The organism is Paraburkholderia sp. CHISQ3 (genome assembly GCF_030464945.1).
Taxonomy (GTDB): Bacteria; Pseudomonadota; Gammaproteobacteria; order Burkholderiales; family Burkholderiaceae; genus Paraburkholderia; species Paraburkholderia megapolitana.
Genome location: NZ_JALPRG010000011.1, coordinates 169,816 through 192,494 on the forward strand (window position 1 = coordinate 169,816; position 22,679 = coordinate 192,494).

Below are 22,679 nucleotides of genomic sequence, written 5' to 3' on the forward strand. Positions count from 1 at the left end.
CGTCGCATCTAGCCGGCGCAGAAAATCCAGGGTTCACGAATACGCTTCGTGGACGCAGCTTACGGCGCGGGAGATGGGAATACTTGGAGGATATTGCTGCTATTTTCGGGCCGGACTTGATTGCGGCGGCGTCGAGATTCCTGACGAGCTACAGCCCGTTCTCAGCGGAAAACACTCTGCAAATCTCGCGTCTCAGCACGTTTACCACGAGCCATCTGACGAAAACTTCCAGGCGGAACGCCCGCAGCCCGATGAAAGGTACGGGCGAAATTCGAAATGTCGCCAAAGCCAACATCGAGTGCGATCTCGCTGATGGACCTCGTATCGTCGGCCAGAAGACGGGCCGCATGGCGCAGCCTGCAGCGAACGAGATACTGATGTGGAGTAACGCCGAGCGCTTTAGAAAACACGCGAAGGAAATGGAAGTTGCTCAAACCCGCAACCTTGGCCGCACCTTCAAGATCGATGCCTTCCTGAGAATTTGCATCGATCCAGAGCGCTGCCTCGACGGCACGTCGGCGGTCGCTTCCAGTGGCGTCGGTCACTCTCTGCTTCCGGCCGGAGATCACTTCTGTCAGGCGCGCGGCAAAGAGCATGCCGATTTCGTCGAGCCCGACATCGCTCGTACCGTTGGCGGCGGCTTGCGCGAGCTCGCCGAGAACCATCATCTCGGCCAACGGTGGCACGCCGTCTACGTGCCAAACCTCCGGTGCGTCGCCGATCGCTTCGATCAATTCGGGCATGAAGCGAAAGGACAGGCACTCGCCGCTTACATTCCGATCGTGAGTACAAACATAATCGACACCGGGCCGTCCAACGAGAATCGACCCAGCAACAAGATCAAAGGATTTCCCGCGCGCCTGATATCCCAGGCTGCCCCGTGTCACATAGGAAATCGACGCCTCGCCGTGTGACCCCACCACTCTTGAATCGCAGCGGAAGTTAGCCACCGACATCGACGAATGGCTGAGTAACGTCTTCGCTACCCGGCCTACCTTAGGCATTCCCATTTCTCGACTCCTCAATTGGAGCAATCACAAAGGGACCTCGTTTAGCTCGCTCTGCCTATACGTCACTGTGCCGACGTGCTTCTATCTATTGCGACGCAGGTAACCGAAGAACTTCACGACACCAATCGCCACAACAAATACGACAAGCAAACGCGCGATATGTGAGAGATCGAGGGGCATGGTTGTAATCCTCGTTGGAACACGTAGTGTCACGGAGGATTATAGGCGTGCGTGGCAGATAGGGCTGGGCGTCTCGCGCCAGAACCTGAAGCAAAAAATAAGGATCCGCTTAATCCCCTTTCTTTCGTGACCACATGAAAGCGAGCCAACACAGTATCGCGCCCGCTACCCAGCCACGCGTGAACAGCAAGTCGACGTGCAGCAACCCCTCGAAGTTCGGCGCGTTTTCAAAGCGACATCGTTGATGCGCGCCGACCTGCATGCAGCCTGTTTGTATGTGGTGAACGTATGTGTACACCCGATAAAGCGCAACAGCCGTGATAATCAGGGCAACCCGCAACCATTTTTTCTTGTTCATCGAGATTGTCAACGTGGTTGAATGAATTGGACTATCTCCTACGACAGCGTGTACGTCAAACGCGATGTTTTATTGTGTCCGTAATCGTAAATGCACAATTGAAGCGTGTGAACATCGAGAGGGCGAGGCTGATTCGACTGCGAGATGTCCGCAGAAACCAACCCTCTCCAGCCCAACAGATCGACCAGGGAGCCGCATGAATCAAATCAAAACGAGCGAGCTTGAAAAGATTGCCGAGGACATCTGGGTGAGCAAAGCCCCGCACAGTTTTCTTGGGCTGCATGTCGACACACGCATGACGGTGATCCGTCTTTCGTCGGGCAAGGTGCTATTGCATTCCCCAGTGCCGATCACACCGGAGTTGCGCGCCCCCATCGATGCGATCGGCCCAGTCGGCCACATCGTCTGTCCGAATCTGTTTCACCACGTGTATGCGCAGCAGGCCCTGACGACCTATCCCGAGGCGAGGCTGTATGGACCAGAGAAACTACACCGGAAACGGCGCGATCTACGTTTTGATGCGGTCTTATCGGAAGAACCCGATCCTGACTGGCGCAGCGACCTCGTGTCGATCACGATCGCGGGCAGCCTGTTGAGGGAAACCGTCTTTTATCACCCGGCTTCGAAAACGCTCATCACCTCCGACCTCGTCGAAAACTTCAAGGCGCATTCGCACTGGCTCACGCGTGGCTATCTCAGGTTGAACGGCATGCTAGGCAACGTCACCTGGCCGCCCATGATGCGCGTGGTGTATATCAATCGACGCGCCGCAAGAGAAAGCGTGGCGCGCATCCTCGCATTGCCGTTCGAGCGTGTCGTCGTAGCGCATGGCGACGTGATTACGGACAATGCACGCGAGACCCTGAGGAAGGGGCTGGAATGGTTATAGCCAGGTGTGCGGAGCGGGTAATTCGGATCAGGTTGTCGATCTGACCTTGCGCGTATTTCCGGTCGCCCGGTTAGTGCCTATAATCCGGACATCCGTCCGAACTAGAAAATTCAATCGGCTTATGCCTATCCACCCGCCCAAACATCGCCCCGCTGCTCAGGCTCGCCGAACCGCTCTTCTGGAAGCGGCCATCGACGTCATTGCCGAAAAAGGCATCGACGGCGCTACGCATCGTGCTATCGCGGCGCGTGCAGAGATGCCGTTGTCGACCACCAGTTACTTCTTCGCATCCATCGACGAACTCGTCGCCGAAGCGATGCGGACCGTCGCTACCCGTCTGATTGCCCAGGTCGAAGATCTGATTCCGGACTTCGTCCGCGCGGACGAGGACGTGGATGAGTCGATAAACCGGTTCGCGAAAATGCTAACAGCGGTCCGTCCCGCCGAGGTCGCCGCCGAGTTTGAAATCTATTTGCAGTGCCGTCAGCGGCCTGAGTTGCAAGCCACCGCGCACCATATGATGGCTAGCTTCGAACAGGCCGCCGAAGCGGCCTTACGCGAGATGGGAGCCACCCGGCCCAACGAGGCAGCCCGGGTCATGATCGCGCTCCTCGACGGCTTCGCGTTACATCGATTGGCGTGGCCACGCGGCGATGCCGATCGGCGTGTACTTCTGAGCGGAATCCGCGCGCTGATGCGTGCCTACCTGCCGGACGACAAGTAACCCACGCGATATTCGACCGCAGCTCGACCCCGCATCACGGCAATATAGATATCTGGACAAATGTCCGATATTTATCTAATCTTCGCTCCAGAGGCCGACTCTGGACGTTCCGGGTCGACTGCGTTGAATGAACTCGATCAGGGACCGTCGATGGATACGGAGCACAAGTCATTGCTGGATCGCGTCGCACGCGTTGTCCTGAGGGTGGTAGGCATCCTGCCAACGTGGCTGCAACGATGGTTGGGCGGCAAACCGATCCGCATTGACGGACAGGAGCTGCACCCCGAGGTGCAGCTTGCATTGCGGTTGCTCAACCTGGTGCCGAACTCTTCGTTTGAAACCTTGACGCTTGTCGAGGCGCGCGCAGTGCTCGTCAATGAGGCGCAGTTATTCGGCAATCCGATCCCGATCGAGACCATCAGAGACATATCCATTCCCGGCGAAGGTGGCCCGATCCCGGCACGCTTATATAGGCCGGCCAATCTAACGGAGCCTTCGGCTTTGCTCGTCTACTACCACGGCGGCGGGTGGGTACTAGGCGACGTTCGTGTTGCGGATAGCGCGTGCCGGGTGTTGGCGATAGAGGCGAAATTATCTGTGCTGTCCATCGACTATCGTCTTGCCCCCGAGCATCCATTCCCCGCTGGCCTGAACGATGCGCTCACCGCATTCCGGTATGCGGTCGATAACGCAGCGGCACTTGGTGTCGATCCTTCCGCGATCGGTATCGGCGGTGAGAGTGCTGGTGGCAACCTCACCGCTGTCGTCTCGCAGATCACTACTGCGGGCGACGGACCCAAGCCCGCTTTTCAGTTGATGTTTTTCCCCGTCACCGATCTATCGACGAAGCATCCCTCGTATGCGTTGTTCGCCGATGGGTTCTTCCTGACGGCGGCGCAGATGGATTGGTACCGCAATCATTACCTCGCCGATGAGGCAGAAGCGCTTGATCCTCGCGTGTCGCCACTGCTCGCGAGGGATCTTGCTGGCCTACCGCCCGCTTACGTCGCCGTCGCAGGCTTCGATCCGTTGCGCGATGAAGGTCTGGCATACGCGCGTCGCATGAGTGAGGCGGGTGTTCCCGTGACGTTGCGCCTTCACGACGGCCTGATTCACGGGATCATCAATGCCACGGGCGTAGGTCATACCGGACGTGACGCATTGATCGAGGCAGCGGATGCGCTGCGACTCGGGTTGACGTCGCTCGCCGGTACTCGGCGCAGCGTTGGTGAGCGATAGCACGATCGCTGGACGGGCGTTCCCGCGATCAAATAAGATTCCTGCACCCGCTTGCGTTGCAGTCGCCAGGAATTTCACGCTAATGCCATCCACCATCCGCAACTCCCTGCTCTGGATCTTCGACGCATTCGAGCGCGAGCCGACTTACATCCACAAGCGGATGTTCGGCAGCGACGCCGCATATATCGACGGCCTGTTATGCCTGATCGCCGCCGATCGCGACGCGCCGTGGAATGGCCTGCTGGTATGCACATCGCAGGATCGACACGCCGCGCTTATCGATGAAATGCCCGCGTTGCGGCCGCATCCGGTACTTGGTAAATGGCTTTACGTCCCGGAAGCCGATCCGGCGTTTGAAGACGTCGTGGAGCGAATGACGGCGCTCGTCATCGCACGCGATCCGCGCGTGGGCGTCGAGCCCAAGCCGCGTCGACGTGGCAAGAAATCTACGCTACCAAATACATAAAGCATCGCTGCACGTTGCAGGTTTTTGCTTCGCATGGCTGTCGCTTGCTTCGCATCGCGTTCTCCCTGAAGCGAAGCAGCGTCCAATAATCGGGACAAGCCAACCTCATGCGGGGGCAAACCATGCTCAACGTCATGCAGAACCAACCTTCGTCCGCGCTCGATAACAGCGTGACCGATCCGTCGCAAAGCGATGCCACGAAGAACATGCAGTTCATCGAGCAACTGATCGAGATGATTCAGTATCTGCTGCAGCAGATGCAGAATCAGGGCGGCGACGATGACGCGCCACCGGTCGGTAGCAAGTCGTCTGCTTCGCCAGGCGCGCAACCGTTCTCACCGCAATCGGCACCTCAACAGGCGCCGCAAGCGCCGCCAGCAGGGGCGCAGGGCGGTCAGCCATCCACGCAGGCACCACCGCCACCGCCGCCCGTCACATCGGACGCGCAACAGCCTTCGCAACCACCTTCGCAACCACCGGCACAACCGCCCGCACAACCGCCCGCACAACCACCCGCCGCGCCGCCGGTGCAGCAGCCCTCGCAAGCATCGTCCGTCACGCCGACGCAGCAAACCTCCGGCGGCGACATGACGCCGCAGCAGATTGCGAGCACATATCACGATCAGATCATGTCGGCTTCGCAAGCGACGGGCGTGCCTCCCGGCATCCTCGCGGGCCAGATCTGGCAGGAATCCAAGGGGATTGCGAGCACCCCCGGTGGTGGCCTGATGCAACTCGGCGACAACGAGTTCCAGCAAAACGGCGGCGGCGATATCTCCAACCCCGCCGACAACATCAAAGCCGGTGCGAACTACATGAAGTCGCTTTCCTCGCAGTTCGGCGGCAACATGGAAGCGGCGCTACGCGCGTACAACTCCGGTCCGAACGGTGTCGACCTCAACAACCTGAATTCGACACCCGCCGGCACTGGCGATCCGACTTACGTGCAGAAGGTCATGCAAGCCGCGCAGCAATCGGGCCTGGCAACGACCTGATTCCACGATTCGTCACTACGCATCGCGTTCCCCGCGTCGCGCACGGGCCGGCGTCTCGTCGGTCCATCGACGAAATGCGCGGTTAAACGCACTCTGCTCCGAGTAACCGAGCAGCAACGCGATATCGCTGAGACTCAGACTTCGATCGAGCAGGTACTGACGCGCCAGATGCTCCCGCGTACGGTCGAGCAACGACTGCCACGTTTCCCCGGCCGCATCGAGCCTTCGCTGCAACGTGCGTGACGACATATGCAACGCCTGCGCGACACGAGAAATAGTCGGCGCGCCTTCCGGCAACAGCTTAAGCAAACTCTCCTGAACGGCGCGCTCAAACGCATCCGGATCCGGTTGCGCGAGCAGCAGTGCCTGCGCCTGACGATCGAGCAACGCGCGCAAGCCCGGGTCCGCATGAGCCATTGGCTTCATTAAATACGAAGCCGGGAAGCGAACCCGCGTGCAGACGTCGCCGAAATCCACGGGACATCCAAAGAAATTTTCGTAGAGCAATTGTGTGGCGGGATCGGCGGGCGGCGTGTGAACGAAACTGATCCGGCTCGGTGCCGGCGCAGCGTTCACCTGTCGCGCGATGAAGGTGACGAGCGCGGCAATCGCGACATCGTCGACGACTTGCGAAACGGCCGGCACACTCGGGGGCCAGCGAATCTCGACATCCTGAGCGTCGATTTCGATCTCGGCGAGATCGACACCGTAGAAAAGCCGTTCGTAGCGGCGATAGACGAGCAATGCCTCGCCGACTGTGTCCGAAGCCAGCACGAGATAACCGAGCACGCCGACATGCCGCGGCTCGACGAGCGCACCGATCTGCAAGCCCGGCGCGAGCACCGCCGGACGCATGGCGGTCGCCCGTTCGAGCAGCGACTGCCAGGTCTCCATCGCCACGACCTCATCGTCGGCGAGCGCGGCCAGCTCGGCCCGCAGGCGCGCAGCGGGCAACGCTTCCGCGTCGAGCCAGTCGCCCAGCAAGTGCGTCCACGCGCCTGTCACCCGTTTGATCGGCATCGCCACTCCCATTCACGACTATTCGCGAATGGCACGGATTGTCAATTTGCTGACATCGTTAGTCAAGCCTTGTAGGCGCCTTCTGGTCTTCAATAGCGCTACAGACAAGAAAGCTGGGGAGACGCACATGTCGATAATCGAAACATTCACTGAAGTCTGGACGCACAGCGGGCTATTCGAGCTAGGTCGAACCGTCGCGTCGTGGCTGGCGCTGGACGCGCGTCAATTGATCTTCGTCATCGCGACGCCCGTCTTCATCGGCGTCGCGCTGTGGGAGTATTTCCGCATCCGTCACGACAGCAAGCTGATGGATGCGCGCGAAGCGATTCTGAACTTCACGCTCGGGGCCGGGTATCAGATCAGCGAACTACTATTCGCGGGCGTGATCGCTTTTCCCGTCTACGCGCTCGCTTACCGGCACCGGCTGTTCGACATCAGCTGGAGCTGGCTCGTCGGTATCGTGCTCTACATCGCCGTCGACTTCGCCTACTACTTCTTTCACCTGGCCTCGCACCGCATACGCTGGTTCTGGTGCGCGCACGTGACGCATCATTCGTCGGAGCGCCTGAATTTCTCCACAGCGATGCGGCAGAATGCGACCAACATATTCAATGGCGGTTGGCTCGTTTATGTTCCGCTCGCGCTGCTCGGTTTCAATCCGGTCTGGATCGGCATGTGTTACGCGTTGAACCTCGTGTACCAGTTCTTCATCCACAGCACGCTGGTGCCGAAGTTGCATCCCGCCATCGAGTTCATCTTCAACACGCCGAGCCACCACCGTGCGCATCATGGGCGCAATCCCCGCTATATCGACAGGAATTACGCCGGTACGTTGATCGTCTGGGATCGTCTGTTCGGTACGTTCGTTGAAGAATCAAAAGATGAACCGCCTGAATATGGCATCGTCAACCAGGTTCACACGCGAAACCTGTTCGTTAGCTGGCTTCACGAATATAGGGATCTGCTACGCGATATCGCACAACCGGGGCCGTTCTTTCAGCGCATCCGGCATTTGTGGAAAGCGCCGGAATGGACACGCTCCTTGACGGGATCGCTGAAGAACGGTGAGACAACCCGTCGCGTTTCGTAACACATTGCCGGCGTCAACGAGAGAAGGAGCCGCTGTGCCTCAAGACACTCAGGCATTCCGGATGCGTTATCGCGCAGGCATCGATCCGCGTTACAGCCCCTGGTTACACGGGGGCTTTGTTCTGGCGTACGGTGTTCTCTGCGTGTTTCTGTTCTGGCGAACACTGCATCGTGTGGAGCCGCTGGAGTGGTTGACTGTCCCGTTCGCGCTGGTGTTGTTCAACTGGACCGAATACTTTGCGCATAAGCATCTCGGCCACTACAAGCATCGGCTGGCTGCGATGTTCTACAAACGTCACACCGGCGACCACCATAGCTTCTTTGTCGAAGAGCGGATGCGTTACGAGTCTGCTCAGGACTGGCGGGTCATTCTCTTTCCCGCGTGGTTGATCGTGTTCTACAGCGTGGGGCTGTTCGCTGTCTGGTGGTTGCTGGCGAAGATCGATGGCAATGTTGCCGCGCTGTTTTGCGGCACGATGTTGATCGGGTACCTGAGCTATGAGATTTTTCACGCCTGCGAACATCTGCCCGAGACACATCCGCTTGCCCGTCTGCTGTGGATCAGTCATATGCGGCGCCTGCATCGAATCCATCATCGGCGGGATCTGATGCAGACGTATAACTTCAACATCGTGTTTCCGCTGATGGACTGGGTGCTCGGCACGTTGCATGGAGAGTCAGGACCGCTTAGGCGCGATGGGTCGACCAGGCCACGGTTGCTTGCAACCTTGACGCTCGCGGCAGTGGTCGGAGCAATTCTTGGCGCACTGTTCATGAATGCGGGGCATACACCCTGGCGTTGGCTCCACTGGCTATGCAAACCGCTCGCGACGCTGTTGATACTGCGGCTCGCATGGACGGCGCACGCGGCCGCGCCGCGCTACCGGTCGTGGATGCTGCGCGGCATCGTCCTGTCGCTGGCCGGCGATGTCTTCCTCATGCTGCCGTGGAATCTGTTTGTAGCGGGACTAGTCAGCTTTTTGCTCGCACATCTGTGTTTTATCGTCGCATTGAGCAGCGACACGCGGTTTGCGGCTCGACCGCTGTCGGCGTTTGCTTACCTCGGCTATGGGGCGCTCAACGTGTGGCTGCTGTGGCCGACGTTGCCGTCGGAGTTGCGCGTGCCCGTGATCGTTTATGTGCTGGTGCTTGCGACGATGAGTGCTCAGGCGCTGGCTCGCGTGTGGGTGCATGGTGCGGTGGACGATAGCCTGCGCGGCTCCGCGCGACGTGCGGCGGTGGGCGGTCTCCTGTTCATGCTCAGCGATACTTTGCTGGCGTGGGATCGCTTTCATGCAGCGCTACCGTTGTCGGCGTTGTGGATACTCGCGAGCTACTACGCGGCGATGTGGATGCTTGCCTCGTCTACTCACCAGACCAGACGCGCGTGAAACGCACTGCGCGCCTCGTCAGCAAGATTGAGGCGTTGCGGCTGGAATCTACCGCGTGGAATCCGCCCGCGCCCGTGCGACCTTTGCAGCAAGGTTGAGACGCCGCTGTTGCGAACCTATCGCAGCGCATCCACCCCAGCCTGCGCGACCTTTGCATCCTGAGTGGACTGCATCCCCGATACCCCAATCGCACCGATAACCCTGCCATCGACAACAAGCGGAATGCCGCCATCAAGCGGCGTGAGATTGGTCATCCCAAGCAGGCGCAGATTCAAGCCGCCTTGCGCGAGCGCGTCTTCGAAGACTTTCGTCGAACGCCGAAACCTGACCGCGGTTTCAGCCTTTTTTCTGGCCACCTCGATGCTGCCGTGCTGCGCCTGATCGAGGCAGTGCTGCAACACGAGGTGACCGCCGCTATCGACAATCGCGATCACCATCGGCCACCCGTGACGAGTGGCCTCATCTTCAGCGGCCTCGGCTACTTTTTTTGCCAGTAAAAGCGTTATCGGCGTGCCATACAAAGGTACGTCGTGCGCGAGTGTTGCTGTGCTCATGTCGATCTTCCTGAGTGTTTTGCAGCGGCCGGATGCCGTGTCTCGACTGTATGATTTACGCTTGTTCGCGCATAGCGTTCCAGCCGAGAGACATTCTTCCGATCAGCGAGAGAATCACGATGACAGCAGGTGACGACTACGAAGTGCTGCTCGCGGTGATCGACCACGGCAGTCTCACCGCGGCAGCGAGATCGCTTGGCCGCTCGCTACAGGCAGTTAGCCGCTCGCTACAGGCAGTTAGCCGCTCGCTTGCGAGCATCGAGCAGCAACTCAACGTTTCGCTATTCACCAGAACCACGCGTCGTGTCCATCCAACAGCGTCGTGCCTGGCGTTCGCCAGCCGCATTCGACCCGCGCTACGTGAAATCCACTCGGCCCGGGACGAATTGATCGAGCAGAACGTCCAGTTACGCGGTGCTATTCGCATTGCTGCACCGTCTTCCTTCGGCGTGCAATACGTCGTGCCGTCGGTCACCGCATTCATGGGCATCCATGCGGGTGTCAGCGTGGAACTGCTGTTCTCCGAAAAACATGTCGATCTCGCTGGCGAAGGAATCGACCTTGCTGTTCGTCTGGGGAGTCTCCCCGACTCGAATCTTCGGGCGCGCCGGGTCACCGAATTTCGACGCGTGCTGTTTGCTGCACCGGAATACCTCGCCACACACGGCCACCTCACCGATCCCTCCGACCTCGCGAAACACGAATGCATCCTTCGAAAGGACCCGCTTCGGGAGGTCTGGGACTTCGGCGCGGATGGCCGCAGCGTAGAGGTCCATGGCAGGTTGCGCGCAAACGACGCCGATGCTTGCAACATGGCCGCAGCAGCAGGCCACGGCATAGCCCGCGCGCCGTTGTGGCAGGTGCGCAGCCTTGTCGACTCGGGCGCGGTGGAGGTCGTGCTTGCGGAGTTCGAGCCGAAGCCCGTGCCGGTGCATCTGGTGTGGGTCGCTGGACGATCGTTGCCGCGCCGCGTAAGGGCGCTGATCGACTTCCTCGCGGAGAGGATCACGGCGCAGGATCTATAGCTTGACCTGGAGCGCACTTTCAGTCGAATCATGGAGAAACATTGCAATGCATCTCGATCCCCGCCGCGCCGTTCCGGCCGACCGTCAAGCCATCGAGGAGATCGTTCGACAGGCCTACTCGCCTTATATCAGTCGTATCGGGCGGCCACCGGGGCCGATGTCGGATGACTACGAGCGTTTGATCGACGCGGGCCGGGTCTACGTCGTCGAGACGCAAGCCACCATACAAGGCATTCTCGTGCTCGTCCCGGAGCCGGATGCGATGTTGCTCGATAACGTAGCCGTGGCACTTTCGGCAAGAGGGACAGGAATAGGCCGCGGGCTACTGGAATACGCCGAGCACTCAGCCAGAGCGGCAGGCTACCGGGCGATCAGGCTCTATACCCACGAGACCATGACCGAAAATATCGCGCTCTACTCTCGCATCGGCTACACGGAGACGCATCGGGCCGAGGAGAAAGGTCTGAAGCGGGTGTTCATGGTCAAGCACCTTGTTTGATCCGCGCTTGACCTAGAGCGCACTCCAGGTCGTAACGTATGCGTATCCCCTGTCTGGAGACGCCGCAATGACGACCCTGCAAAACAAAGCCCTTGTACAAAGCATCATGGACGCGCGCGCCCAGCGCGATCACGGACCGTTTCGCGCGGTCATGGCGGACGACTTCGTCTGGCGAATCATCGGAAACACGGCCTGGTCGGGTACATACGAGGGTAAGGCCGACGTCATAGAGCGTCTGTTAAAACCACTCTATGCGCAATTCGAGGCGCCGTCGCGTATTGTTCCCACGCGGATTCTCGCGGACGGCGATTATGTGGTCGTTCAGTGCGAGGGCGACGCTACGACCGTGTCCGGCGAGCGGTACGCGAATACGTACTGTTTCGTGATTCGTGTCGAGGATGGAATGCTGCGCGAACTCACCGAATACTGTGACACCGCGCTTATCGATCGCGTGTTGCACGCACCGTCGGATCGAGGTTCCGACGCAACAGTTTGACTACGACGGAGGCCACATTCTGCCGCCGGATTTTTTCGGCTTATACGTCACGCTGTTGTCTGGCGGCCGCCATCGATGTCGGGAGACGTCGATGCGGCTCGACCTCCGGCCGCTGACCATTGGCGACCCACTCATCGTAGAACTCAACCTTCGCATCGATCAAAGCGAGCGCATCGGTCCATGTCTCGATGGTTTCTTGCACACGGGCACGGTGTGAAGCGAGCAGTGCCCTACGCTCGATCAGCGTAGTCGCACCTCGTTCGACGAGTGCGGTGTAGTTGCGCATTTGCGCAACCGACATGCCTGTTCTGCGCAGGCGGTCCATGAGGTCGAGCCAGCTCACATGCCGCTGGTTGTACAGTCTTCGGCCACCCTGATCGCGTACCACGCCCGGCAGCAATCCTTGAGACTCGTACCATCGGATCGTGTGGACACTTCGACCGGTGCGGCGGGCAACGTCTCCGATAAGCAGATTATTCGGCATGGCCTGTACTCCCAATGTGACGCCGACGTAACGCCAACGTCCGTTACTTCATTCGCAGCCTTCAAAACGTACCACTAATTCACCGCCCCGGCGACCGGGAGACCGCCAGTTCGCGGCACAGAAAACAACTTCGCATGTCACACGTCGAAAAGGCTGCTGACGCCTAGAGTCATCTCACGCATTGCCTTCACCACATCTACCTATTCGCGCGAGGCCGTACGATGACTACAGTGATTATTAACAACGGGTCCGATCAGGTTCAGTACAACCCGGGCATGCAGCCTGGTGCGACGAACAGCAACCAGAGTGCATTCCAGCAGGCGCTGGCTACCGTACTCGGGGAAATCGAGCAGATGCTGCAGAATGCGCCGCAGGCGGGCGGCAGCGCTCCGGCGTCGGGCACGTCGCCGACGGGGCAGAACGGCGGCCAGCAGCTTAATGCGCAAAGCGCCTCGGGTGCGCTGGCGAGCTACATGGGTCAGAACAACATCGGATCGCTGGACCCGAACCAGTTGTACGCACTCGCGTATAACCCGCCGGCGAACGCCACGCCGACTGATTCGGCCGCGGCGAAGTTCATGCTGCAGAACCCGGGCGTCTTCAACCAGATCGAAACGCATGACGTTGCAGGCTCGGATGGCATTGCCGGTGCGAACGACTTCCAGTGGGCAGCGCAGGGCGGCATGGGTGGAGCGGGTGGCACGGGTGGAACAGGCGGGGCACCTGGCGGTGGTTCGAACACCGGTTCCGCGCCGCCGATGTCCAGCTTCGGTGGTAACTCGAACACCGGTTCCGCCTCGCAGATGCCGAACTTTAACGGCGGCGGCTTCAATGGCGGGTTCAGTAACATGATGCCGCTGGGGCACGGGCCGGTGGTGCAGCAGCAGCCGCAGCAGAACGGCGGTCAACAGTTCAACGGTGGTCAGCAGTTCAATGCGCAAAGTGCCTCGGGAGCACTGGCAAGCTACATGGGCGCAAACAACACACCGCCGATGGACCCGAACCAGCTGTACCAGCTCGCGTACAACCCGCCGGCGAACGCAACGCCGACCGATTCGGCCGCCGCGAAGTGGATGCTGCAGAACCCGAGTGTGTACAACCAGATCGAGACGCATGATGTGGCGGGCTCGGATGGTATCGCCGGCGCGAACGATTTCCAGTGGGCTGCACAAGGCGGTATGGGGCAGGGCGGCTCGAATGCGAACGTGAATGCGTTGAGCTAGACCTGCATGCACCGGGTTGAACCGAACCAACCCGGTGAAACACAAAAAGGTGATGCGCCGCTTCAAACCGGCGCATCACCTTCAATGTTTTCTACGTGGCTCTACGCCGCCACCTCAACACGATTCAACTCCCTCTGCAGCGCAGCGAAATATCGCCCACGCAAAAACCGGCACTCGCGCTCGAGCATCCCATACATGATGAAGTCCTCGCGATCGCCGGCGCCTTCGCGCATCACCCCTTCGCGCACGAAGCCGAGATGTTCGTCGAGCAACTGGGCACTGACGTTATCGGCCCGCACGAGCCCGGTCACGCGTTGGCATTGCAACACCTGAAACGGATACATGAACACCGCAGAGACAAACGCAGGCGTGATCAGATGGCGCGAGCCGCCGAGTGCAAAATGCATCAGCACGTTGGGCCCGTTGTGCCCTTGATAGACGACGCCCGCGACGATCTCGCCATCCTTCTCAAGCCCGATCGTCGAGCAGTCGTCATAGCGGCTTTCGCCGGTTTGTCTCGCGACGAAACGCATGACCTCGTCTTTGCGGTCGAATAGAACGCGGCGCATCGTATGACCTCGCTTCAGATTGCCCAGATCAGCTCGGCAGCGGAATGCCGAACTGCTTCAGCGTCGGATCGACGTTGTCGGCGAACTCGTTCTGGTGTTGCTTCTTCTGCACCGCCTGGACGATGGCCATGACGATACCCGCGATACCGGCAATGCCCGCGCCGATCGCCAGCACCGGCGCTGCTGCGGCAAGACCGCCGGCCACTGCGCCCATCACGCCTTCGGCTGCTGCCGTGCCGCCTTCCGCACCCGCGACCGCTGCATCGACACCGGCCACCGCGCCCTCTGCCCCTTCGGCTCCGCCCGCGGCGCCTGCCGCACCTGCGGCTTCAGCTGCAGCGCTGTCGCCGCCGATGCCCATGAAGCCTTCTCCCTTGGCGAGATCGCTAAGGGACTGCGTCACGGTTTTCGCATCGCTTAGGCCCTTATGCACCTGATCAACAACGTTCGAAGCGGATCCCTGCGATTGGCCACCCGAACCGTCCACCGCCGAGCCACCACCGCCACCACTACCGCCGCTGTCACCCGCTTCGGAGAGACCACCGGCCTGCGCAAATTCGCCGTCGAGGTTCTGCATCGCAGGCGGCACGGCTTGCTGCAGGTACGCCTGAGTAGCGGGGTCGCTGGCCAGCTGCTGGATGTCCTGGGTCAGTGCCGCCACGGTTTTGCTGACATCGCGCAGACCATCCGATCCGCCCGCCTGCACGTTCACGAGTGTCTGCATCAGTTTCACCATGACAGCGGCCTTCTGCTGCGGCGTGTAGTTCTGCGGATTCGCGAAGATGTCCTGATTCAGGTTGCTGGTATCGGTGTTCGCTGTGATGTTCTGCAAGCTCGCATCTTCGAGGAAACTCTGGTTGCCCTGTGCGGTGCTGGGCGCATCGTTCTTGATGAAGTCCGACAGATTGTCGTCGCTGACTTTTCCGTCGGCCTTGCTGGTGGCCTTGTCGTCGCCGGCGCGATCGAGTGCGTCGAATGCGCCGCTCGACGACCATGCCTGGGCAGCACTCTTCAGCGCGGAACTGAAACCCTTGTTGTCCTGCAGATCGTCGACCTGCTGCTTCGTCGTGATCCCGCCGCTGTTCTTTCCGCCGCTGTAGTTGTTGTTGTTCTTGCCGCCCTGGTGGCCGGTCGATTCGCCGGCGAGCGCGTTGTATGCCTGTATCAAGCCGGCCGAGCGTACCTTGTTCAGCGAGGCTGCATCCGCATCGGGATGCTTCTTCATGTAGGCCTTAACGTTGTCGTCCGCTTGCGAGAGATTCGTATGGACCGAGTCCATCAAACCTTTCATCTTCTTCTGATCGATACTGCCGTCGGATTTCAGCGCGCCCGCGTTCTGCATCGCGCTCTTCATCGACGGGTTGTCGTTGACGAACTGCATGGCGGCCTGCTTTTGTGCCGGCGTCGGCGGTTGTCCGTTCGCACCCGGCTGGCCCGACAGAATCTGCATTGCCGCGAGCGGTCGCTCGAGCGAGACGCCCTGGCTGCTGGCGGCAAGGTCCGACCATTTGCCGAGATCCGACGAGTCGTTCTGCGCGGTGTAGTTGTCCAACTCGGGATAGGAGCCGCTGCCCGAGTTCGCAGCCTGAGTGGGCGACCCGGTCGGTGCCTGCGACAAACTCCCTTGCGGCAAGGTGGTTTGCGGAAGAGTCGTTTGCGGCAGCGTGGTTTGCTGCGGGTTCGTTTGCTGCAAGTTCGTCGGGTTCCCGCCAGGCTGCGCGACGCCCTCCTGCATCTGCTTGTGCATCAAGGTGGCAAGGATGTTTTGAAGCTCGGCGATGAAATTCGCGTCCATGCCATTTTGCGGCGTGTTCGGACCGTTCGACTGCAGACCCGACACCATGCTGGAGGATGTGTCGGGTATGACGGTGATCGATATGTTGTTCATGACAGCGGGGCTCCTTGCATAAACGCTCGCCTGTGCGAAACGAGCACCTCGGGATGCAGTGGCGAAGCCGACGCATCCTCATCGAATGGAAGCCCATTATCGGTATCGTGGGTAGCCTGTTACCTCGTCATTGCCGAACACCTGTTGCGATTTGCGAAGAAAGCCGCGCGCCTGTTTCGCGTGTTCAACCCGGGACACGGATCAAGACACGGATCGCCATCGACGCTTCGCGCCGTTGAAAACAACTTCGCATGTCACGCGCTTGAAATGCAGCCGGCGCCTAGAGTCATCTCACGCATTGCCTTCACCACATCTACCTATTCGCGCGAGGCCGTACGATGACTACAGTGATTATTAACAACGGGTCCGACCAGGTTCAGTACAACCCGGGCATGCAGCCTGGTGGGACGAACAGCAACCAGAGCGCATTCCAGCAGGCGCTGGCCACCGTGCTCGGGGAAATCGAGCAGATGCTGCAGAATGCGCCGCAGGCGGGCGGCAGCGCGCCGGCGTCGGGCACGTCGCCGACGGGGCAGAACGGCGGCCAGCAGCTCAATGCGCAGAGCGCCTCGGGTGCGCTGGCGAGCTACATGGGTCAGAACAACATCGGGTCGCTGAACCCGAACCAGTTGTACGCACTCGCGTATAACCCGCCGGCGAATGCCACGCCGACCGATTCGGCCGCGGCGAAGTTCATGCTGCAGAATCCGGGCGTCTTCAACCAGATCGAAACGCATGACGTTGCGGGCTCGGATGGCATTGCCGGTGCGAACGACTTTCAGTGGGCGGCGCAGGGCGGTATGGGTGGAGCGGGCGGTACCGGTGGCACGGGTGGAACAGGCGGAGCGCCTGGCGGTGGTTCGAACACCGGTTCCGCACCGCCGATGTCCAGCTTCGGTGGTAACTCGAACACCGGTTCCACTTCGCAGATGCCGAACTTTAACGGTGGCGGCTTCAACGGCGGTTTCAGCAACATGATGCCGCTGGGGCACGGGCCGGTGGTGCAGCAGCAGCCGCAGCAGAACGGCGGTCAACAGTTCAACGGTGGCCAGCAGTTCAATGCGCAAAGTGCATCGGGAGCGCTGGCAAGCTACATGGGCGCAAACAACACGCCGCCGATGGACCCGAACCAGCTGTACCAGCTCGCGTACAACCCGCCGGCGAATGCAACGCCGACCGACTCGGCTGCCGCGAAGTGGATGCTGCAGAACCCGAGCGTGTACAACCAGATCGAGACGCACGATGTGGCGGGCTCGGATGGTATCGCCGGTGCGAACGACTTCCAGTGGGCTGCGCAAGGCGGTATGGGGCAGGGCGGCTCGAATGCAAATGCGAACGCGTTGAGCTAGACCGTACCGGAGCGACGGTGCCGGGTTCAGACCCGCACCGTTCGCCGCGGCGCAGCCGTAACGAAACTGTTTTAAAGGGCAATGTCGAAGGCCACATGTGGAAGCGCATGTGGCCTTTGTCACAACTGGATTCGCCGGGTGAGCTCACCGCCCGATACTGGCTCAGCACGCCCAGGGCAAAAAACCGCCCCAGGCGTCATGCCGTCAACATTCCACCACGGCTTCCCGTGCAACCTCCGAAGCACTTTCAGCCGCCTCTGCCAGCAGATTCAGCTGAATCGACTTCGCGACCTGGATGCCATGCGCAAACGAGGTCGTCACGCAGGGATGCCAATAGTTCGTCACTTCACCGGCTGCATACATGCGCGGCAATGAAGGAATCGCGCCGTGCTGGTCGACATCGATGCAGCCTGCGCGCAGAGGAACCTCGAGGCCCCCTGGTATGCACGCATCGAAGCCAAACTGAACGCCCAGTACGTCATAAGGAATTCCGTTGACGGTCATGTGAGTCTGGTCCGCATCGAAAGGTCCGACGTGGACATGTCGTGCAGGAACCAGGCGCTGCAAAAGCGGCTGGGCGCTCGGCCGACGACGGCAATAGATGTCCACACTGGCGGCCCCTCGGCGCAGCACCGAACCCGCCTGATCGAATGCGTTATCGCCGCCCCCAAGAATGGCGACCCGCCGACCTTCAACCGAGACCCGCTCCATCGATATACCCGGCCCAATCGCGACGCAATCCGATTCCACGAACCCCGCGCTACGCGGTTTCGAGCCGGTCGCAATCACGACATAGCGCGCGCGGAACGTCCTGCTGCCGTTCGAGACTTCCCAGGCCGTCGACGCGTCCACGCGACGAAACGAGGTCACCCTGAAACCGGGAATGTGCGGCACCGAGGCGGCGCGCAGCTGTTCTTGCAGCAGCCCTGCCACCTCCTGTCCGGACTTGCCGAGCAATCCGGGAATCCACACGTTCGAATACGGACTGCGCAACTGCAATCCGCCGACGGCCGGGCCGGCCTCGAGCAACATCACGCGCAGCCCGAGTTGATGCAGCCACAACGCACTGGCCGCGCCTGCGGGGCCGCCGCCGATCACCACTACGTCTTCCATCTTTTCCATCGATCCGTTCCTCGCCAGAAACCAGAAGCGGCGAGTCCGGATGGGTCGCCCGATAGCCCATCGTAGGGACTACGGTGTTGCGACGTCGGCGCATATGCGAACGCTGGACTGGTTACGCGAACGGCAAGGTATCGTTGGCCTGCATAGCGTCCACGTAATGCATTTCCGCCGATTCCCCCATCAGCAGCGGCCGGTTAGCCTCGGCGGCGGCGCGCAGATAGTCCCACAGCGACGAGACGCGGCGCAGCTTGCGCAGATCCTCGCGGCTGCATAGCCAGAAGCGCCGGGTCACGACCACTTCGTCGGGCAGCACCTGCACCAGCGCGGGGTTCGGTCCGGCCATGAAACACGGCAGAATCGCGAGCGCATTGCCCTGCAACGTTGCGTGGTATTGCGCAATGACACTGGTGCTGCACAGGTTCGCCGTGACGTTCGGCACGGCACGGTTCAGATAGAGCAGCTCATGGCTAAACGCGAGATCCTCGACGTAATCGATGAACGCGTGCTGCCGTAGATCGGCGACGGTGCGGATCGGTGGGTGGCGTTGCAGATAGTCGGCGGTGCCGTACAGCTTAAGCCGGTAGTCGCATAGCCGCGTGTAGACATACTGGCCGCGCTTGGGCCGCTCCAGCGTGATCGCGAGATCGGCTTCGCGCTTGGACAGGCTCACGAAATGCGGCACCGGCAACAGGTCGATCGATACGTCCGGGTGACTGCCGCTAAAGCGCGCGAGCTGCGGTGCCAGAAAAAAGCACCCAAAGCCTTCCGTCGATCCGATCCGCACATGTCCCGTCAGCGATTGCGTACTGCCTGCCAGCTGTTCGCTTGCCGAATGCACGGTCGTCTCGACCGCGTCCGCGTAACTGAGCAGACGCTGGCCCTCGGCGGTCAGCACGAAGCCGCCTGTGCGCGACTTGTCGAACAGGACCGTGCCGAGAGCCGTCTCGAGTTCCCGCACGCGGCGCGCCACGGTGGTGTGATCGACGCCGAGCCGTTTCGCGGCGCCGCTGGCGCGCTGCGTGCGCGCCACTTCGAGGAAGTAGCGCAGATCGTCCCAGTTCAGGTTCTGCGGCAACCGGCTTGTGTTTTTTTGCATATCGGATGGGCTTTTTCGCGTATTCCCTGTGAATATTCGAGTAACTATACTCGTCCGTATGCTGCCGGAATACCGGTGGCGTGAGCCGTGCGCGGCTGGCGACATAAAAACAATCGGAGACGACACCGCATGCAGATACCTTCAACGCCCGATGGACTGGCCTCGACGCGGCAGCCACCCAGGCGCGCCCGCGACTACATCTTCGCGGGCTGGGCCAGCATGGCTGGCACGACCATCGAGTGGTACGACTTCTTCCTGTACGGCACAGCCGCTGCGCTGGTATTCAACAAGATCTTCTTTCCGACGCTCGACCCGGTGCTCGGCACGCTCGCGGCGTTCGCGACGTACGGCGTCGGTTTTATCGGGCGGCCGATGGGCGGCATCGTGTTCGGGCACTTCGGCGATCGCATCGGACGCAAATCGATGTTGCTCGTCACGCTGCTGCTGATGGGTATTCCGAGCATCGTGATCGGCCTGATTCCGCCTTATCAAAGCATCGGCTACGGCGCCGCGGCGCTGCTCGTGACGATGCGTTTTCTGCAAGGGATGGCTGTCGGCGGCGAATGGGGCGGCGCGGTGTTGATGGCCGTCGAGCACGCGCCTCCGGGACGAAAAGGTTTCTTCGGCAGTCTTCCGCAGACCGGTGTCGGTTTCGGTTTGATCCTGTCGTCGCTGGCAATGGCGGCCGTGACGCGCCTGCCCGAAGCGCAACTGCTCGCGTGGGGCTGGCGCATTCCGTTTCTCGCCAGCATCGTGCTGGTCGTGATCGGCTGGGTGATCCGCGTGAGCGTGCCGGAATCGCCGGACTTCGAGCGCGTGAAAGCGACCGGTGCGCCGGTGAAGGCACCGGTGCTCGCCGCATTGCGACGCCAGCCGCGCGAACTGCTGATCATCCTCGGCGCACGGACGGCGGAGAACACCTGGTTCTATCTGGTCGTGGCGTTCGCGCTCGCTTACGCGGCCAATCAATTGAAGATTCCCAGAGCCGACATCCTGCATGCGATCACTGCCGGCGCCGTCCTGTCGCTGTTCACGATGCCGTTCTGCGGCTGGTTGAGCGACCAGATCGGGCAGCGCAGGTTGTTCCTGATCGGCCTCGTCATCATGTGTCTGTTCGCGGCGCCGTTCTTCGCGATGCTCGGCACACGGAATCCTGCGATGGTGTGGTGGGCGATGGTGCTCGGCACCGGTGTCGTGTTTCCGATTCTGTATGCGCCGGAATCGCAGCTGTTCGCCGCGCAGTTTCCCGCCGAGATTCGCTACAGCGGCATCTCGTTGTCGGTTCAGCTGGCAGGCGTGCTGGGCGGCGGCGTCGCACCGATGATCGCGACGGCGTTGCTCGTCGCCGGTGGCGGCAGTCCGCATTACGTCGTGGTCTACATGGTTGCACTAGGTATCGTCGCGCTGGGTTGTACGCTCATGATGCGTAAGCACGCCAGCTAGCGGGTTTTCAACTGAAAGAGAGAGTCAATGATGAATGCAGTCACTCAGGCATCGAAGGCAGGCGTCGCAAACGTGAAGTTGCTGATCGACGGTGAGTTCGTCGAATCGCACACCACCGAATGGCGCGACATCGTGAACCCCGCGACGCAGGATGTGCTCGCGCGCGTTCCGTTCGCGACGACCGCTGAAGTCGATGCCGCGGTTCGCGCTGCGCATGCAGCCTTCGCGACGTGGAAGCACACGCCGATCGGCGCACGGATGCGCATCATGCTGAAGTACCAGGCGCTGATCCGCGAACATATGCCGCGCATCGCGAAGATTCTCACGGCCGAGCAGGGCAAGACGCTACCCGATGCCGAGGGCGATATCTTTCGCGGGCTCGAAGTGGTCGAGCACGCGGCGTCGATCGGCACGTTGCAACAAGGCGAATTCTCGGAGAACGTCGCGGGCGGCGTCGACACTTACACGCTGCGGCAACCGCTTGGTGTGTGCGCCGGCATCACGCCGTTCAACTTCCCGGCGATGATCCCGCTGTGGATGTTCCCGATGGCGATCGTCTGCGGCAATACGTTCGTGCTGAAGCCTTCGGAACAAGATCCGATGTCGACGATGGCGCTCGTCGAACTCGCACTCGAAGCGGGTGTGCCGAAGGGCGTGCTGAACGTCGTGCACGGCGGCAAGGAAGTCGTCGATGCGCTGTGTTCGCATGAACTCGTGAAGGCGGTGTCGTTTGTCGGTTCGACGGCGGTCGGCACGCATGTGTACCGGCTTGGCAGCGAACACGGCAAGCGCGTGCAATCGATGATGGGCGCGAAGAATCACGCGGTAGTGTTGCCCGATGCGAATCGCGAGCAGACGTTGAATGCGCTGGCGGGCGCAGGTTTTGGGGCGGCGGGGCAGCGCTGTATGGCGACGTCGGTGGTCGTGCTGGTCGGGGCGTCGCAGCAATGGTTGCCCGATCTCGTCGAGAAGGCGAAGACGCTGAAGGTCAACGCGGGTCACGAAGCGGGCACGGACATCGGGCCGGTCGTGTCGCGTGCGGCGAAGCAGCGCGTGCTTGGCTTGATCGAGTCGGGCGTGAAGGCGGGCGCGACGCTCGCGCTCGATGGCCGCGCGGTGAAGGTGCCGGGCTACGAAGACGGCAACTTCATCGGTCCGACGATCTTCACCGACGTAACAACCGACATGGACATCTACCGCACCGAGATTTTCGGACCGGTGCTGGTGGTGCTGAGCGTACCGACACTCGACGAAGCGATCGCGCTCGTCAATCGCAATCCGTACGGCAACGGCGTTGGGCTCTTCACGCAAAGCGGCGCGGCGGCGCGCAAGTTCCAGAGCGAGATCGATATTGGTCAGGTCGGTATCAACATTCCGATTCCGGTGCCGGTGCCGTTCTTCAGCTTTACCGGTTCGCGTGGGTCGAAGCTTGGCGATCTTGGCCCGTACGGCAAGCAGGTCGTGCAGTTCTACACGCAGACGAAGACCGTTACCGCGCGCTGGTTCGACGATGCGACCGTCAACGACGGCGTGAATACGACCATTAGCCTGCGCTGAGCAGCACGACGAA

At 60.9% G+C, this 22,679-nt stretch carries 22 protein-coding genes and 2 pseudogenes; 15 read left to right on the forward strand and 9 right to left on the reverse strand.

Annotation, left to right across the window (positions count from 1 at the left end; genetic code table 11):
- Positions 1–161 precede the first annotated feature (161 nt).
- Both M0D65_RS24720 and M0D65_RS24725 read right to left on the reverse strand, forming a co-directional pair.
- A complete protein-coding gene (locus M0D65_RS24720; protein WP_266254964.1) occupies positions 162–1,010 on the reverse strand; it encodes an AraC family transcriptional regulator in 849 nt (282 codons plus the stop codon).
- A gap of 289 nt (positions 1,011–1,299) precedes the next feature.
- On the reverse strand, positions 1,300–1,548 hold the full coding sequence (locus M0D65_RS24725) for a hypothetical protein (RefSeq protein ID WP_266254965.1): 249 nt from the start codon (positions 1,546–1,548) through the stop codon (positions 1,300–1,302).
- Between the two features lie 196 nt (positions 1,549–1,744).
- On the opposite strand from M0D65_RS24725, the gene M0D65_RS24730 reads away from it, so the two are divergent.
- From M0D65_RS24730 to M0D65_RS24750, 5 genes are all read left to right on the forward strand, one after another.
- Positions 1,745–2,437: a DUF4336 domain-containing protein gene (locus M0D65_RS24730; RefSeq protein ID WP_266254966.1), complete on the forward strand. Its 693-nt coding sequence runs from the start codon at positions 1,745–1,747 to the stop codon at positions 2,435–2,437.
- Between the two features lie 121 nt (positions 2,438–2,558).
- Complete coding sequence (locus M0D65_RS24735) at positions 2,559–3,161, forward strand: TetR/AcrR family transcriptional regulator (RefSeq protein ID WP_266254967.1); 603 nt, start codon at positions 2,559–2,561, stop codon at positions 3,159–3,161.
- 150 nt (positions 3,162–3,311) lie between these two features.
- Positions 3,312–4,400 carry an alpha/beta hydrolase gene (locus tag M0D65_RS24740; RefSeq protein WP_266254968.1) on the forward strand — a complete coding sequence of 363 codons (1,089 nt, stop codon included), beginning with the start codon at positions 3,312–3,314 and terminating at the stop codon, positions 4,398–4,400.
- 82 nt (positions 4,401–4,482) lie between these two features.
- Positions 4,483–4,866 carry a hypothetical protein gene (locus tag M0D65_RS24745; RefSeq protein ID WP_266255071.1) on the forward strand — a complete coding sequence of 128 codons (384 nt, stop codon included), beginning with the start codon at positions 4,483–4,485 and terminating at the stop codon, positions 4,864–4,866.
- A 134-nt stretch (positions 4,867–5,000) separates the two neighbouring features.
- On the forward strand, positions 5,001–5,861 hold the full coding sequence (locus tag M0D65_RS24750) for a lytic transglycosylase domain-containing protein (protein ID WP_266254969.1): 861 nt from the start codon (positions 5,001–5,003) through the stop codon (positions 5,859–5,861).
- Between the two features lie 15 nt (positions 5,862–5,876).
- Here the strand turns inward: M0D65_RS24750 and M0D65_RS24755 are convergent, their stop codons facing one another.
- On the reverse strand, positions 5,877–6,881 hold the full coding sequence (locus M0D65_RS24755; protein WP_266254970.1) for an AraC family transcriptional regulator: 1,005 nt from the start codon (positions 6,879–6,881) through the stop codon (positions 5,877–5,879).
- Between the two features lie 127 nt (positions 6,882–7,008).
- Between M0D65_RS24755 and M0D65_RS24760 the strand changes: the two genes are divergently transcribed.
- Positions 7,009–7,971: a sterol desaturase family protein gene (locus tag M0D65_RS24760; protein ID WP_266254971.1), complete on the forward strand. Its 963-nt coding sequence runs from the start codon at positions 7,009–7,011 to the stop codon at positions 7,969–7,971.
- A gap of 34 nt (positions 7,972–8,005) precedes the next feature.
- A complete protein-coding gene (locus M0D65_RS24765) occupies positions 8,006–9,361 on the forward strand; it encodes a lysoplasmalogenase (RefSeq protein ID WP_266254972.1) in 1,356 nt (451 codons plus the stop codon).
- 116 nt (positions 9,362–9,477) lie between these two features.
- Here the strand turns inward: M0D65_RS24765 and M0D65_RS24770 are convergent, their stop codons facing one another.
- Complete coding sequence (locus tag M0D65_RS24770) at positions 9,478–9,915, reverse strand: heme-binding protein (protein WP_266254973.1); 438 nt, start codon at positions 9,913–9,915, stop codon at positions 9,478–9,480.
- A gap of 119 nt (positions 9,916–10,034) precedes the next feature.
- Between M0D65_RS24770 and M0D65_RS24775 the strand changes: the two genes are divergently transcribed.
- The 3 genes from M0D65_RS24775 to M0D65_RS24785 all read left to right on the forward strand — a co-directional run bounded on the left by M0D65_RS24775 (position 10,035) and on the right by M0D65_RS24785 (position 11,935).
- Positions 10,035–10,940 carry a LysR family transcriptional regulator gene (locus tag M0D65_RS24775; protein WP_266254974.1) on the forward strand — a complete coding sequence of 302 codons (906 nt, stop codon included), beginning with the start codon at positions 10,035–10,037 and terminating at the stop codon, positions 10,938–10,940.
- A gap of 46 nt (positions 10,941–10,986) precedes the next feature.
- The gene (locus tag M0D65_RS24780; RefSeq protein WP_266254975.1) at positions 10,987–11,439 is read left to right on the forward strand and encodes a GNAT family N-acetyltransferase; all 453 of its coding nucleotides are present in this window, start codon (positions 10,987–10,989) and stop codon (positions 11,437–11,439) included.
- Positions 11,440–11,506: 67 nt separating this feature from the next.
- Entirely contained in the window at positions 11,507–11,935 is a 429-nt protein-coding gene (locus M0D65_RS24785; protein ID WP_266254976.1) for a nuclear transport factor 2 family protein, read from the forward strand.
- Positions 11,936–11,975: 40 nt separating this feature from the next.
- Here M0D65_RS24785 and M0D65_RS24790 read toward each other — a convergent pair whose 3' ends face one another.
- Entirely contained in the window at positions 11,976–12,419 is a 444-nt protein-coding gene (locus M0D65_RS24790) for a MerR family transcriptional regulator (RefSeq protein ID WP_266254977.1), read from the reverse strand.
- Between the two features lie 434 nt (positions 12,420–12,853).
- Here M0D65_RS24790 and M0D65_RS33180 point away from each other — a divergent pair.
- Together M0D65_RS33180 and M0D65_RS33185 are read left to right on the forward strand one after the other, a co-directional pair.
- Positions 12,854–13,105: pseudogene (locus tag M0D65_RS33180) on the forward strand (hypothetical protein); the annotation flags it as partial.
- 249 nt (positions 13,106–13,354) lie between these two features.
- A pseudogene (locus M0D65_RS33185) lies at positions 13,355–13,600 on the forward strand (hypothetical protein); the annotation flags it as partial.
- A gap of 143 nt (positions 13,601–13,743) precedes the next feature.
- Here M0D65_RS33185 and M0D65_RS24800 read toward each other — a convergent pair.
- Together M0D65_RS24800 and M0D65_RS24805 are read right to left on the reverse strand one after the other, a co-directional pair.
- Entirely contained in the window at positions 13,744–14,211 is a 468-nt protein-coding gene (locus tag M0D65_RS24800) for a GNAT family N-acetyltransferase (protein ID WP_091017161.1), read from the reverse strand.
- A 28-nt stretch (positions 14,212–14,239) separates the two neighbouring features.
- Positions 14,240–16,099, reverse strand: coding sequence for a type III effector HrpK domain-containing protein (locus tag M0D65_RS24805; RefSeq protein ID WP_266254979.1), 1,860 nt, complete (start codon positions 16,097–16,099; stop codon positions 14,240–14,242).
- A 338-nt stretch (positions 16,100–16,437) separates the two neighbouring features.
- Between M0D65_RS24805 and M0D65_RS24810 the strand changes: the two genes are divergently transcribed.
- Positions 16,438–17,448 (forward strand): hypothetical protein, encoded by a 1,011-nt coding sequence (locus M0D65_RS24810; protein ID WP_266254980.1) that lies wholly within the window; start codon positions 16,438–16,440, stop codon positions 17,446–17,448.
- A 204-nt stretch (positions 17,449–17,652) separates the two neighbouring features.
- Here M0D65_RS24810 and M0D65_RS24815 read toward each other — a convergent pair whose 3' ends face one another.
- The gene (locus tag M0D65_RS24815) at positions 17,653–18,570 is read right to left on the reverse strand and encodes an FAD-dependent oxidoreductase (RefSeq protein ID WP_266254981.1); all 918 of its coding nucleotides are present in this window, start codon (positions 18,568–18,570) and stop codon (positions 17,653–17,655) included.
- Between the two features lie 112 nt (positions 18,571–18,682).
- Positions 18,683–19,666: a LysR family transcriptional regulator gene (locus M0D65_RS24820; protein WP_266254982.1), complete on the reverse strand. Its 984-nt coding sequence runs from the start codon at positions 19,664–19,666 to the stop codon at positions 18,683–18,685.
- A gap of 129 nt (positions 19,667–19,795) precedes the next feature.
- On the opposite strand from M0D65_RS24820, the gene M0D65_RS24825 reads away from it, so the two are divergent.
- Positions 19,796–21,109 (forward strand): MFS transporter, encoded by a 1,314-nt coding sequence (locus tag M0D65_RS24825; protein ID WP_266254983.1) that lies wholly within the window; start codon positions 19,796–19,798, stop codon positions 21,107–21,109.
- Between the two features lie 30 nt (positions 21,110–21,139).
- On the forward strand, positions 21,140–22,666 hold the full coding sequence (locus M0D65_RS24830; protein ID WP_266255072.1) for a CoA-acylating methylmalonate-semialdehyde dehydrogenase: 1,527 nt from the start codon (positions 21,140–21,142) through the stop codon (positions 22,664–22,666).
- Positions 22,667–22,679 lie beyond the last annotated feature (13 nt).

Bases quoted from the DNA above. Each gene is read 5' to 3' on its own strand.
- M0D65_RS24720 (WP_266254964.1), bottom strand. From the start codon at position 1,010: ATGGGAATGCCTAAGGTAGGCCGGGTAGCGAAGACGTTACTCAGCCAT.
- M0D65_RS24725 (WP_266254965.1), bottom strand. From the start codon at position 1,548: ATGAACAAGAAAAAATGGTTGCGGGTTGCCCTGATTATCACGGCTGTT.
- M0D65_RS24730 (WP_266254966.1), top strand. From the start codon at position 1,745: ATGAATCAAATCAAAACGAGCGAGCTTGAAAAGATTGCCGAGGACATC.
- M0D65_RS24735 (WP_266254967.1), top strand. From the start codon at position 2,559: ATGCCTATCCACCCGCCCAAACATCGCCCCGCTGCTCAGGCTCGCCGA.
- M0D65_RS24740 (WP_266254968.1), top strand. From the start codon at position 3,312: ATGGATACGGAGCACAAGTCATTGCTGGATCGCGTCGCACGCGTTGTC.
- M0D65_RS24745 (WP_266255071.1), top strand. From the start codon at position 4,483: ATGCCATCCACCATCCGCAACTCCCTGCTCTGGATCTTCGACGCATTC.
- M0D65_RS24750 (WP_266254969.1), top strand. From the start codon at position 5,001: ATGCAGAACCAACCTTCGTCCGCGCTCGATAACAGCGTGACCGATCCG.
- M0D65_RS24755 (WP_266254970.1), bottom strand. From the start codon at position 6,881: ATGCCGATCAAACGGGTGACAGGCGCGTGGACGCACTTGCTGGGCGAC.
- M0D65_RS24760 (WP_266254971.1), top strand. From the start codon at position 7,009: ATGTCGATAATCGAAACATTCACTGAAGTCTGGACGCACAGCGGGCTA.
- M0D65_RS24770 (WP_266254973.1), bottom strand. From the start codon at position 9,915: ATGAGCACAGCAACACTCGCGCACGACGTACCTTTGTATGGCACGCCG.
- M0D65_RS24775 (WP_266254974.1), top strand. From the start codon at position 10,035: ATGACAGCAGGTGACGACTACGAAGTGCTGCTCGCGGTGATCGACCAC.
- M0D65_RS24780 (WP_266254975.1), top strand. From the start codon at position 10,987: ATGCATCTCGATCCCCGCCGCGCCGTTCCGGCCGACCGTCAAGCCATC.
- M0D65_RS24785 (WP_266254976.1), top strand. From the start codon at position 11,507: ATGACGACCCTGCAAAACAAAGCCCTTGTACAAAGCATCATGGACGCG.
- M0D65_RS24790 (WP_266254977.1), bottom strand. From the start codon at position 12,419: ATGCCGAATAATCTGCTTATCGGAGACGTTGCCCGCCGCACCGGTCGA.
- M0D65_RS24800 (WP_091017161.1), bottom strand. From the start codon at position 14,211: ATGCGCCGCGTTCTATTCGACCGCAAAGACGAGGTCATGCGTTTCGTC.
- M0D65_RS24805 (WP_266254979.1), bottom strand. From the start codon at position 16,099: ATGAACAACATATCGATCACCGTCATACCCGACACATCCTCCAGCATG.
- M0D65_RS24810 (WP_266254980.1), top strand. From the start codon at position 16,438: ATGACTACAGTGATTATTAACAACGGGTCCGACCAGGTTCAGTACAAC.
- M0D65_RS24815 (WP_266254981.1), bottom strand. From the start codon at position 18,570: ATGGAAAAGATGGAAGACGTAGTGGTGATCGGCGGCGGCCCCGCAGGC.
- M0D65_RS24820 (WP_266254982.1), bottom strand. From the start codon at position 19,666: ATGCAAAAAAACACAAGCCGGTTGCCGCAGAACCTGAACTGGGACGAT.
- M0D65_RS24825 (WP_266254983.1), top strand. From the start codon at position 19,796: ATGCAGATACCTTCAACGCCCGATGGACTGGCCTCGACGCGGCAGCCA.
- M0D65_RS24830 (WP_266255072.1), top strand. From the start codon at position 21,140: ATGAATGCAGTCACTCAGGCATCGAAGGCAGGCGTCGCAAACGTGAAG.